Raw genomic sequence first — 12,286 nt, forward strand, 5'->3', positions numbered from 1 at the left:
TGCACTAAAATGTGCCTCGGCGCGCCGCGCCGGTTGCTGCCGGTCCGATGCGTTGCGACAACTCTGGCCCTTTCCCGATCCCATCGCTCTGTCGCACGCTCGCAAGCGGTGGCATGACAGGGGATGATGATGAGTGCTCTCGGCGTGGCATTGAACTTGGCGGCGGACGGGAAGGACCCGGCGTCCGATTCGAACGTCGTCCGTAGCTGATCCCACACATGAGCACTGACGAAAACCACTGGGAAGTCGGCACCGATATCGGCGGTACCTTCACCGACATCATCGCAATCCGGCGCTCCCCCGCGGAGGCACGGATCGCGAAAGTGCCATCGCGACCTCAGGCTCCGGTTCAGGCGATGCTGGAGGCCATCGAGGCGGTCGGCCTGCGCAAGAGCGAAGTCAAGCGCTTCGTCCACGGCACCACGCGCGTGACCAACGCCATCGTCGAGGGCCGGCTGCCGAAAGTGGCGCTGGTCGCGACCGAAGGCTTTGCCGACGTGCTGGAGATCGCGCGCTATCGCCGCCGCGATCTCTATCGTCTCGACATCCCGCCGAAATCACCGCCGCTGGTGCCGCCGGAACGATGTTTTGGGCTTGCCGAGCGCCTCGACCACGAGGGCCGGGTGCTGAAGGCGCTGGATGAAGCGGAGATCGAGCGTCTGGTGGCGTGGCTGAAGGCGACCGGCGTGCAGAGCGTCGCGGTCGCACTCCTTCACGCCTATGCCAATCCCGTGCACGAGAAAATGCTCGGCGAGCGGCTCAAGGGCGTCGTTGCCCACGTCTCGCTGTCGCACGAAGTCAATCCCGAGGCGCGCGAATACGAGCGGACCTCGGCGACCGTGTTCAACGCGGCCGCCATGCCGATCGCGGTGGAATATCTCAGCGAGCTGGAGCAGCGGCTGCCGATCGGCCCCGGCTTGCAGGTATTTCATTCGGCCGGCGCCATGATCCCGATTTCGGCCGTGAAGCGGCGGCCGCTGGTGATGGCGATGTCGGGCCCCGCGGCCGGCGTCTCCGCATCCGTCAGCATCGCGCGCCAGCTCGGCACATCGCGCATGCTGACGTTCGACATGGGCGGCACCACGACCGACGTGTGCCTGATCGTCGACGGCCAGGCCGAGATGACCGACGGCCGCATGCTCGGCGACAAGCCGCTGCGCCAGCCGATGCTCGCGGTTCACTCGATCGGGGCGGGCGGCGGATCGATCGTGCGCAACGGCCCCGGTGGCTTGACGGTTGGGCCGGAGAGCGCCGGCTCCGAGCCGGGACCGGCCTGCTACGGCCGCGGTGGTATCGAGCCGACCATCACCGACGCCAATGCCGTGCTCGGCTATCTCAATCCCGAGACCAGGCTCGGCGACCGGATCGGGATCGACATCAAGGCAGCTACTGATGTCATCGCGCCGATCGCGCGCGCCTTGGGACTGGGCCTGACCGAGACCGCGATCGGAATCATCAAGGTCGCGAATGCGACAATGGCGCGTGCGCTCCGCCGCGTCACGGTCGAGCGAGGTATCGACGGGCGCGACTGCACGCTGCTCGCCTTTGGCGGTGGTGGCCCGATGCACGCCGCGGGCCTTGCCGATCTCTATGGGATTGCCGAGGTCGTCGTTCCCAGCGCATCAAGTGCGTTTTCGGCGCTGGGCTGTCTCACCGCCGACTTCAGCTTCCTCCAGCAGCAGACCTTGCGCGCCGCACTTGACGGCATCGACCTCGTTCGCGTGTCGGAGCGGATCGGGACGCTGATTGACGATGCTTCGGCGCCGCTCATCGCCAATGGCGTTGCCACGACTGAGATTCAGGTCGAGCTGGTGGCCTTGATGCGCTACGCAGCGCAGAACGACGCTATTCCGGTGCCTTTCGTGCGACCGCTCGACGTTATCAGGCTGAAGAAGGATTTTCTGGCCCGGCACCACGAGCTGTTCGGTTATGCGACGAGCGAGAGCTGCGTCATCGAATCCGTGCGGGTGCAGGCACGCCGTCCGTCGAGCACCGTCGTGAGTCGGCCGGCCACCGCGGTCAGGACGGTATCGTCCGGCAAGCGCATCTGCTCGTTCGACGGCTTTCACGAGATCGCGACGGCGATCATCGACCGCGCTTCGCTGACGGAAATCGTCAGCGGTCCCGCCATCATCGAAGACGCATGGTCGACCGTGGTGGTCCCGCCCGGCTGGCAGGTGAGGCCGGATGGTTCAGGCAATCTGTTCCTGACGCGGGGGACGGCATGAAGCTCGATCCGTTCGTCGTCGAAGTCATCCGGCACGGGCTCTCGGCCGCGGCCGAGGAGATGAGCCTGGTGATGACGCGCTCGGCGCGCTCGCCGCTGCTGCGCGAGGCCGGCGACCTGTCGTCGGCGATCACGGACGGTCGCGGCGACCTGGTCGGGCAGGGCCGCGACATCCCGATCCATCTCGGCGCGATGGCCTACACCATTCCCGAACTGCTGAAGATCGTCCCGCTCGAGAGCCTCAACGACGGCGATGTGCTGATCTACAATGTCGGCGCGCTCGGCGGCAATCATCTCAACGACGTCAAGGTCGTGCGGCCCGTGTTCGTCGACGGCGAGATCGTGGCGTTCGCGGTCAGTCTCGCGCACTGGCCCGATATCGGCGGCACCTGGCCCGGCAGCTATTTTGCAAAGGCCATCGACACCTTCCAGGAAGCGATGCGCATTCCGCCGGTGCTGATCGCCACCGTGGCCGGCGTCAATACGCCGATCGTGCAGCTGCTCAAGGCCAATGTTCGAGATCCCGAGTCTTGCGAGGGCGATCTGCTCGCCCAGATCGCGGCAACGAAAGCCGGCGAGCGGCGCATCGTCGAGCTTTGCCGCGAGCACGGCAAAGTGGTCTTCACGGCGGCGCAGTCGCGCCTGCACGATCTCTCCGAGATCGAGATGCGCGAGGCGCTCCGCGGTCTGCCGGACGGCGTCTACGATGGCGAGGATTATTTGGACGACGGCGGCGTCAATAACGCGCCTGCGCGCATTCATGTCAAGATCACCATTGCAGGCGACGAAGCGACCTTCGACCTCTCGGGAAGCTGCGACCGTGTCTCGAATTTCTGCAACACGACGCCGTTCATGGCGCGCTCTGCGGTGGCCTATGCCGCGCGCATCATGAGCGGGCGCGACATGCACCAGAACGCGGGCGCGCTGCGGCCGCTGACCATCATCACGCGCCCGGGCTCGATCCTGGAGCCGGGCTGGGCCGCGTCCGTCGCTGCCGGCAACCACGAGACGTCGATGCGCATCGTCGACGCGATCTTCCTCGCCATGCAGGACATCATTCCCGAACGTTTGTCGGCTGGTGGGGCGACGACCGCAGGCGTGCTGTTCTTCGCCGAACCGCGGCAGAACGGTTCGTGGAGGATGCTTTACGAGGTTCACGGCGGCGGCGAAGGTGCGCGGCATGATCGGGCCGGCATCTCGGCGACGCGGGTGCATCTGTCCAACACCTCCAACACACCGGTCGAAGTGATCGAGGCGAATTACGCGATCCGCGTCGAGCAGCAGGCCATTCGCTGGCATTCCGGCGGCGTCGGCGCACATCACGGCGGTGACGGCGTCATTCGCACCTATCGCATCCTGGCACCGTCGATGCATCTGACCACCTGCATCGAGCGCATGGTGATTGCGCCGTTCGGGATGCAGGGCGGCGAGCCCGGCAAGGCCTGCCGTATCTTGCTGATCAGGCAGGGCGCGAACGTCGCGATCGACGGCAAGTCGAACCTGGTGTTGCAGCAAGACGATCTCGTCACGATCGAGACCTGCGGCGGCGGTGGCTACGGCGCCGAGGCCGCGGAATGAGGGGACTGCGATGAGCAGATTGTTGCGAACCGGGCTGAATGCCGGCGACAGTGCGCCTATGGCCGTGGTCGGCGGTGAGGGCGTCTATTTTCATCTTTCAGATGGTCGCAAGCTCATCGACGGCAGCAACACCGGCGGTGGCCTCGGCCATCGTCATCCCGCGATGGTGGAGGCGATCCGCCGTGCGGCGGATACGCCCGTCGTGAACGAGGGGTGGACCTGGGTCGGCCGCGAGCAGGCCGCTGACGATTTGATGGCCACCGCGTTCAAAGGCGAGGAGGATTGGGTTGGCGCGGTGCGCTTCTGCATCAGTGGCAGCGAGGCCAACGACATGGCGCTGTCGCTGTGCCAGGCGCTGACGCAGCGGTCCGCGCTGGCGACGCGCGAGCGCGCCTATCACGGCATCACCGGCCTGTCGCGCAGCATGACGGTGCAGCCGCAATGGCACGGCGGTCTCGCGGTGCACGCCGGCGGATCGAAGCTACCGGCGCCGATGGCGCCGGTGCGAATCTTGCCGGCACCGGACGGCGCGATCTATGGCGCGCCGTCCGATAATGTTCCCCCAAGCGAATATCTGGCGGATGCCGCGGGCATGCTTTCGGATACCGCAGCGACGATCATCGACTACACGCAGGGCGGCATCTACTACGACGGCGCCTATCAGGACGAGGTGGCGCGCTGTGCGCGGCAGGCAGGCTCGTACTGGATCGCGGACGAGGTCGTCACCGGCGCAGGTCGCGCCGGACGCTGGTTCGCATTCCAGGGGGCGAAGAGCCGGCCCGATATCGTGACACTCGGAAAATCGCTCGGCGGCGGCGCCGCTGCGGTTGCCGCGGTCGTGGTGTCGAAGGACATCGTCGAACGGCTCAAGGGCACGAGCTGGCAGAACTACGGCACCTTGCGTGGTCATCCCATCAGCATGGCGGCTGTCAGCGCCTATCTGAATGTCGTCAACGAAGACAATATTCTGGAACACGTGAGAGGCCTCGAAAAGCTGTTCACCCGCCGGCTGCTCGCTATCGCGCAAAAACATCCAAGCGTGCAGCGCGTAGCAGGGCAGGGACTGCACTGGACGGTTGAACTGCACGGCCCGGACTGGCGCTCCTGGCATGCCGATACGACCGAGGTGCCGATCGCCTCGCGCGTCGCGGATCGGGCGCTGGAGGCAGGCGCCGTGATCGGGACCAGCGGCGAGCAAACCTCGCTGTTCCTCGCACCGCCACTCGTGATCTCCGAGCATGAAGCCGAGCAGCTGCTGGATGCGCTCGACTATGGCCTGGATGTTGCCGATGCGGAACGGGCGTGAGCGTGGATCATGCAACGCACACGATGCCGATCGGCAGGCGCCGGCTGGAAAGTCCGGGCGATGCCGCGTTATGCTGCGCGCGCCGGCACGTGATTGAAACTGTAGCTTTACTCAAGAGATCACCAGGAACTCGCTGATGCGTATCGTCAATGTTGCCGCCGCCCAGATGGGCCCGATCCAGAGAGCCGACAGCCGCGAGGCCGTGGTCAAGCGCATGATTGCGCTGATGGACGAAGCCAAGGCCAAGGGCGCCGACCTGATCGTCTATCCGGAACTGGCGCTCACGACGTTCTTCCCGCGCTGGTACATGGAGGACCGGGCCGAGGCCGACACCTGGTTCGAGCGCGAGATGCCGAACGCGGCGACGAAGCCGCTGTTCGAGCGCGCGGCGCAGCACCAGATGGCGATGAATTTCGGCTATGCGGAGCTGACCCCGGACGGCCATCACTTCAACACCGCTGTTCTCACCGACAAGTCCGGCAAGATCGTCGGCAAATATCGCAAGATCCATCTTCCAGGCCATGTGGAGTTCGACACCAAGCGCTCCCACCAGCACCTGGAAAAGCGCTATTTCGAACCGGGTGACCTCGGCTTCAAGGTCTGGCGCGCGCTGGGCGGCATCATCGGCATGGCCATCTGCAACGACCGGCGCTGGCCCGAGACCTATCGCGTGATGGGCTTGCAGGGCGTCGAGATGGTGGTGATCGGCTACAACACGCCGTCCGTCAACGCGGAGAAGAGCGAGGAGGGCGTCGAGAAACGCCTGTTTCACAACCGCCTCTCCGTGCAGGCCGGCGCCTATCAGAATGCGACCTGGGTCATCGCTGTGGCCAAGGCCGGCGTCGAGGATGGACATCCGCTGTTCGGCGGCAGCCTGATCGTCGACCCGAACGGTGAGATCGTCGTCGAGGCGAAAACCGAGGGGGACGAAGTTCTGGTTCATCCCTGCGACCTCGATGCCACCACGTTCGGCAAGACCACCATCTTCAACTTCGCGCAGCACCGCCGCATCGAGCATTATGGCCTGATCACCAACCAAACCGGCGCGGTGCCGCCGCCCGAGGCATAAGGCTCATGGCGGACAACAGCACATCAGGCATTTCCTTGCGCGAGCTCGATCCGCGCGACCGCTACAAGCTGCTTTGCGGCGTGGTGGTGCCACGGCCGATTGCGCTGGTGACGACGCTCGATGCGAATGGGGCGGTCAACGCCGCGCCCTTCAGCTTCTTCAACGTGTTCTCGGAGAGCCCGGCGCTGATCGTGCTCGGGCTTCAGCACAAGCCGGATCACAGCCCGAAGGATACGACCCGCAACATCCATCGCAATGGCGAGTTCGTGGTTCACATGGTGGACGAGGCGCTGTCGGCGGTGATGAATGATTGCGCGGTCGATTTCCCCTCCGGTGACAGCGAGGTTGCGGCGACGGGGCTCGCCACACTTGCGTCAGTCGACGTGAAGGTGCCGCGCCTCGCTGCAGCTCCTTTCGCGCTCGAATGCCGTCGTCACGTCGTGCTGACCTTCTCGCCTGATCGCGAGTTGCTGGTCGGCGAAGTCCTCAGGGTTCATGCCCGTGACGGCCTGGTCGACGAGGCCAACATGTATGTCGACCTCGACGCCTACCGGCCGATCGGCCGCATGTTCGGCAATCTCTACACGACGCAGCGGGATACGTTCGCGCTTTCGCGCGAGAGCCACGCGCAATGGCTCGCGCGGCAGCACGCCAAAGAGCTGAAGGACGCCTAGTGATTCGAGAACTGCACCGTACCGAGCGCCATGGTGACGGCCGCCTGCGTCGGGTCGATCACGGCAATGCCGAGCGCGTCTTCCAGAGGACGGCGATGGCGCGCCATGCCGGCGCAGCCCATCACGATGGCGCGGGCCCCGTCCTCGTCGCGCAGCGCGCGGCCGATGTCGATCATTTTGGCCAGCGTGCCTTCGCCCGAGGCGGTTTCCGCGACGCTCATGTTGAGCGGCCGCTCGCCGGCGAGGCGTTCGGTCAGACCCATCTGCCTGAGATAGCGCATGTGACGCGGGATCGAGCGTTGGGCGATCGCGATGACGCCAAAGGTTTCGGCGCGGGCCAGCGCGGTCAGCACGCCGCACTCGGCGATACCGAACACGGGGCGGTCGGTGCCTTCGCGGCAGACTTGAAGCCCGGGGTCGCTGTAGCAGGCGATGACAAAGGCGGCCGAGCGGTTGTCGCCTTCGACCAGCCGGCGCAGCGGCATGGCGACGCCATCGACATCGGCCTGGCTTTCAATGCCGAAGGGACCCTCGGCCAGCGTCTGGCAGACCAATTCGGGGCCGCCCTCGAAACCGAGCGGCTTCAGCGCGTCCTCCAGCCCCTGCGTGACCGCAGGATTGGAATTCGGATTGATGACGAGAATGCGCGGCCGGGACATGATGGTCTTCCTGCGAAATTTCGATCACTTGGCTTGAGCCTATCATGGAGTGCGTTATGACTGAACCCGCTTACGACCTGATCATTCGCGGTGGACGCGTCGCCACCACCACCGATGTGTTCGAGGCCGATGTTGCCATCTCCGGCGAAACCATCGCAGCCATCGGCCGTGGGCTTCCGGCGGCCAAGCGCGAGGTCGACGCGCGCGGCAAGCTGGTGCTGCCCGGCGGCGTCGACAGCCACGCCCATATCGAGCAACTGTCGGCTGCCGGCATCATGAACGCAGATACGTTCGAGAGCGCGACGGTCTCGGCCGCTTTCGGCGGTACGACGACGGTGATTCCATTCGCAGCCCAGCATGTCGGCATGAAGCTGCCGCAGGTGGTGGAGGACTATCACGCGCTGGCGAAGAAGGGCGCGGTGATCGACTACGCCTTCCACATGATCATTGCTGATGCCACCAGGGAGACGGTCGAGGAGCATATTCCCGCATTGGTGAAACAGGGGCATGGATCGATCAAGATTTTCATGACCTATGACCGGCTCAAGGTCGACGACGAGCCGTTGCTGGACATTCTCCTCGCCGCGCGCCAATCCGGCGCGATGTTGTGCGCCCATGCCGAAAATCACGGCATCATCGCCTGGATGGTGAAGCGCCTGCTCGCGCGCGGCTACACGCTGCCGAAATACCATGCCGTCAGCCACGCCCGCGTGTCTGAGGCGGAAGCTTTCACCCGGCTGATCGGCATGGCGGCGCTGATCGATCAGCCCATCATGATCTTCCACGTCTCCACAGCCGAAGGCGCCAAGGTAATCCGCGACGCGCGCGGGCAGGGGCTGAAGGTGTTCGCCGAGACCTGTCCGCAGTATTTGTTCCTGACCGCCGCCGATCTCGACAAGCCCGGCGCAGAAGGCGCCAAATGGATGTGCAGCCCGCCGCCCCGCACGCATTCGGACCAGGAGGCGCTGTGGCAGGCGCTGTCGCTCGGCGATCTCCAGACCATCTCGTCGGATCACGCGCCGTATCGCTACGACGAAACCGGCAAGCTGCGCGCCGGTCCCAATCCGAACTTCAAGCAGGTCGCGAACGGCCTGCCGGGGCTGGAGTTGCGGCTGCCGCTATTGTTCGACGCGATGGTGTCGAAGGGGCGGTTGGGCCTGGAGAAGTTCGTCGAGCTGACTTCGACGGCGCCCGCAAAGATCTACAATCTGCATCCGCGCAAGGGCTCGATCGCGGTGGGCGCCGATGCCGATATCGCGATCTGGGATCCCGATCGCGAGACCACGATCGCCAACGAGATGATGCACGATCTTGCCGGCTATACGCCGTTTGCCGACCGCAAGCTGAAGGGCTGGCCGATGTCGGTGCTCTCGCGTGGCCGCATCATCATCGACGGCAACAAGTGTCTCGCGGATGCCGGCAGCGGCAAGTTCCTGGCACGCAGCGGCGGCGAGGCGGCCAAGCCGACCGGCCGGCTCGTCGCTGACATGGATCCGGAGCGGAATTTCGGGGCAAAACTGCTGTGACGACGGATCGCGCGATGAAGATCGTCATCTTCGGCGGCACCGGCTTTGTCGGTCTCAATGTTGCGGAGGCGCTGCTCGCGCGCGGCCATGACGTGACGCTGTATGACCGCGCAGAGTTGCCGCCATCCGCGCAGCGGTCTCTTGCCGATTACGGCGCCCGGCTCAAAACCGTGCAGGGCGATATCACCGACGCAGATGCCATCGATGCCCTCATCGCCGAAGGCTTTGATGCGATCGTGCTCGGCGCGGCGATCACCGCCGGTGATGAACTGGAGAGAGCATCGACCGCGCGCGTTCTCGAGATCAACGTGATGGCGCAGATCCCGATCCTGCTCTCCGCCATCCGCCATGGCGCACGCCGCGTCGTCAATCTCTCCTCGGCATCGGCCTACGGCGCCGCGGGGGCGCGGGTCGAGATTCTCGACGAGGAAACGCCTTGCGATCCGGGCTCGTTCTACGCCATCAGCAAGTTCACCTCGGAGCGCTCCGTCGCGCGCCATGCCGAACTCTTCGGCGGCGATTTCCTCAGCGTGCGGCTGAGCGCCCTGTTCGGACCGTGGGAGCGACCGAGCTCCGTACGCGACACGCCAAGCCTCCAGTTCCAGATTTTGGCCGCGTTCGCCCGCGGCGAGCCGGCGATCATGCCTGAAGCGGGCATGAGGGACTGGATCTACGCGCCGGATGCGGCCGAGGCCGTCGCACTGCTGATCGAAGCCGAGCGGCCGCGCCACCGGCTCTACAACATCTCCCGCGGAGGGCTTTGGCCTGCGCTGCAATGGGGCGAGGCCTTTGCGGCGTTGCATCCAGGCCTGGAGTGCCGCCTCGCGGCGCCCGGCGAGAAAACCGTGATCAAGCTGCATGGGCCTCATCGCGCGGCGCTGTCGGTGACGCGGATGGCGGATGAATTTGGCTGGCGCGCGCAGTTCGGCAGTGCCGAGTCCGCCGCCGCGATGAGCGCTTGGCTGACGCAGCACAAGGAGTGGATCTGATATGCGGCTGGAGGGGCGGACCGCCATCATCACCGGCGCTGGCTCGGGCATTGGCCGCGCCAGCGCAAAGCTGTTCGCGGAAGAGGGCGCGCGTCTTGCTCTGGTCGATCGCGATCCCGCCGGCCTTCAGGAAACGCTGAACCTGGTGGGCGAGGCAGCGACGTATGTCGGTGACGTCGGCGATGCCGGTTTCGCCGCGAGCGTTGTCGGCGATGCCGTTGCGCGGCATGGCCGGCTCGATATCCTCATGACGGCGGCGGGCTATTCCTGCGGCGGCACGGTCCTGACCACCGATCCGGCAGACTGGGATGCAGTGTTCCGCACCAATGTCGGCGGCACCTGGCTGTGGGCGCGGGCGGCGGTGCCGCAGATGCAGCGGCAGAACAGCGGCTCGATCATCACGCTGGCATCGCAGCTTGCGATTGCCGGCGGCAAGGGCAACAGCGCCTATATCGCCGCCAAGGGCGCGATCGTCAGCCTGACGCGGACGATGGCGGTGGATTTCGCCACGGACGGCATCCGCGTCAACGCGATTGCACCCGGCGCGATCGATACGCCGATGCTTCGCCGCAGCTTTGCCCGTCACGCCAATTCGGACGAGGTGCGCGAAGCCTCCCGCAACCGCCATGCCATGAAACGGTTCGGCCAGGCGGAGGAGATCGCGCAGACCGCGCTGCATCTGGCGAGCGACGCATCCTCGTTTACGACCGGCACCGTGATGGTGGTCGACGGAGGCTGGCTCGCGGCATGAGCAACACGCTGGCAGAGCTCGAAGCCGACGTCAGCGCCGATCTCGCGCGGATCGCGCATCCCGGTGCCGCCTGGCTCGAACCGAAGATGGGACCGGACGGCAAGCCGGCGCTGGACGTGCTCGTCGTCGGCGCCGGTCAATCCGGCATCGCCATCGGCTTCGGTCTGATGCGATCGCGCGTCAGCAACATCCTGCTGCTGGACAAGGCCGAGGAAGGGATGGAAGGCCCGTGGCTGACCTATGCCCGCATGCCGACCCTGCGCAGCCCGAAGGATTATACCGGCCCGGACCTCGATATCCCGAGCCTGACCTACCAGTCCTGGCACGAAGCCCGCTTCGGCCGGGAGAGCTGGCAGACACTCGACCTGATCGCGCGCGGCCACTGGGCTGAGTATCTGCTCTGGCTGCGGCGCACGGTCGGATTGCCCGTGCGCAACGGGAGCGAGCTTCTGGAAATCCGGCCGGCGGCAGATGGTTTGTTGGCCGCACGCGTGAAACGTGGCGATGGCGTCGAGACACTCCATGCGCGCAAGATCGTGCTCGCGACGGGGCAGGAGGGAATGGGCGACTGGATGATTCCGGAGCCGTTGCGCGAACTGCCGGCCGGCTCGGTCGCAACGGTCGCCGGCGACATCGATTTCGAAAGCCTTCGCGGCAAGCGCGTCGCCGTGATCGGCGCCGGCGCATCTGCCTTCGACAATGCGGCAACCGCGCTGGAAGCGGGCGCAGCGGAAGTGCATCTGCTGTGTCGCCGGGCGCGGATCCAGGTCATCCAGCCTTATCGCTGGTTGACCTTCCGCGGCTTCCTGCGGCATCTCAGCGATCTCGATGATGCCTGGCGCTGGCGCTTCATGCGCGCCATCCTCGAAATGCGCGAAGGCTTTCCGCAACCGACTTACGATCGCTGCGCGCGTCATGCCAATTTCACCTTGCATGAGGGCGCGCCGATCGAGGCGGCCCGCGAGACCGATCGCGGTGTGGAATTGCAGACGCCACGCGGCGCCATACCTGCGGATTTCGTCATCTGCGGCACCGGCATCGACATGAACTTTGCCGGGCGCGGCGAACTGCGCGCATTTGCCGGCAATATCGCGACCTGGGCCGACCGCTACCAGCCGCCGGAGAGCGAGCGCAACGCGCGACTCGGCCGCTTTCCCTATCTCGCCGACGATTACGCCTTCACCGAACGTGTCGCGGGCGAGACACCGTGGATCGCTGACATCCATCTCTTCGCGATCGCCTCCACCATGAGCTTTGGCCCGTCGGGATCGTCGATCAACGCGATGACAACCGCAGTGCCGAAGCTGGTCAATGGCCTGACGCGCGGCCTGTTCCGCGCCGATGTCGCGCGGCACTGGGCTTCGCTCCGCGCCTACGACGTGCCGCAGGCCGTGGTCACGCGGCAGGCGCGAGAACTGGGGGAATAGCGATGATCATCCATGCGCCGCCGCGACGAAGCGTCCCCAGGAGCGCCCCGTGAGACTGGCGCGCAACTTGCTTCTTTCTT

At 65.7% G+C, this 12,286-nt stretch carries 10 protein-coding genes; 9 read left to right on the forward strand and 1 reads right to left on the reverse strand.

What is annotated here, in order from left to right:
- Nucleotides 1-218 precede the first annotated feature (218 nt).
- The 5 genes from QCM77_RS14750 to QCM77_RS14770 all read left to right on the forward strand — a co-directional run bounded on the left by QCM77_RS14750 (nt 219) and on the right by QCM77_RS14770 (nt 6,854).
- Nucleotides 219-2,228 carry a hydantoinase/oxoprolinase family protein gene (locus tag QCM77_RS14750; protein WP_279684044.1) on the forward strand — a complete coding sequence of 670 codons (2,010 nt, stop codon included), beginning with the start codon at nt 219-221 and terminating at the stop codon, nt 2,226-2,228.
- A complete protein-coding gene (locus tag QCM77_RS14755) occupies nt 2,225-3,805 on the forward strand; it encodes a hydantoinase B/oxoprolinase family protein (RefSeq protein WP_279684045.1) in 1,581 nt (526 codons plus the stop codon). The genes QCM77_RS14750 and QCM77_RS14755 overlap by 4 nt, the downstream gene beginning before the upstream one ends.
- A gap of 10 nt (nt 3,806-3,815) precedes the next feature.
- Nucleotides 3,816-5,111 (forward strand): aminotransferase class III-fold pyridoxal phosphate-dependent enzyme, encoded by a 1,296-nt coding sequence (locus QCM77_RS14760; RefSeq protein WP_279684046.1) that lies wholly within the window; start codon nt 3,816-3,818, stop codon nt 5,109-5,111.
- Nucleotides 5,112-5,247: 136 nt separating this feature from the next.
- On the forward strand, nt 5,248-6,180 hold the full coding sequence (locus tag QCM77_RS14765; protein ID WP_279684047.1) for an N-carbamoyl-D-amino-acid hydrolase: 933 nt from the start codon (nt 5,248-5,250) through the stop codon (nt 6,178-6,180).
- Nucleotides 6,181-6,185: 5 nt separating this feature from the next.
- On the forward strand, nt 6,186-6,854 hold the full coding sequence (locus tag QCM77_RS14770) for a flavin reductase family protein (RefSeq protein ID WP_279659848.1): 669 nt from the start codon (nt 6,186-6,188) through the stop codon (nt 6,852-6,854).
- Here the strand turns inward: QCM77_RS14770 and QCM77_RS14775 are convergent.
- Entirely contained in the window at nt 6,851-7,513 is a 663-nt protein-coding gene (locus tag QCM77_RS14775; RefSeq protein ID WP_279684048.1) for an aspartate/glutamate racemase family protein, read from the reverse strand. The genes QCM77_RS14770 and QCM77_RS14775 overlap by 4 nt on opposite strands.
- A 56-nt stretch (nt 7,514-7,569) precedes the next feature.
- On the opposite strand from QCM77_RS14775, the gene hydA reads away from it, so the two are divergent.
- From hydA to QCM77_RS14795, 4 genes are read left to right on the forward strand one after another with little or no spacing between them, the layout of a single operon-like run.
- Nucleotides 7,570-9,039, forward strand: coding sequence for a dihydropyrimidinase (gene hydA / locus QCM77_RS14780; protein ID WP_279659846.1), 1,470 nt, complete (start codon nt 7,570-7,572; stop codon nt 9,037-9,039).
- 14 nt (nt 9,040-9,053) lie between these two features.
- Nucleotides 9,054-10,028, forward strand: a complete 975-nt coding sequence (locus tag QCM77_RS14785; protein ID WP_279684049.1) for an NAD-dependent epimerase/dehydratase family protein — start codon at nt 9,054-9,056, stop codon at nt 10,026-10,028.
- Nucleotide 10,029: 1 nt separating this feature from the next.
- Nucleotides 10,030-10,779, forward strand: coding sequence for an SDR family oxidoreductase (locus tag QCM77_RS14790; protein ID WP_279684050.1), 750 nt, complete (start codon nt 10,030-10,032; stop codon nt 10,777-10,779).
- Nucleotides 10,776-12,206, forward strand: coding sequence for an NAD(P)-binding domain-containing protein (locus QCM77_RS14795; RefSeq protein WP_279684051.1), 1,431 nt, complete (start codon nt 10,776-10,778; stop codon nt 12,204-12,206). Before QCM77_RS14790 ends, QCM77_RS14795 begins: the two co-directional genes overlap by 4 nt.
- Nucleotides 12,207-12,286: the final 80 nt, after the last annotated feature.

The sequence above is a fragment of the Bradyrhizobium nivariense genome (assembly GCF_029846695.2).
Taxonomy (GTDB): Bacteria; Pseudomonadota; Alphaproteobacteria; order Rhizobiales; family Xanthobacteraceae; genus Bradyrhizobium.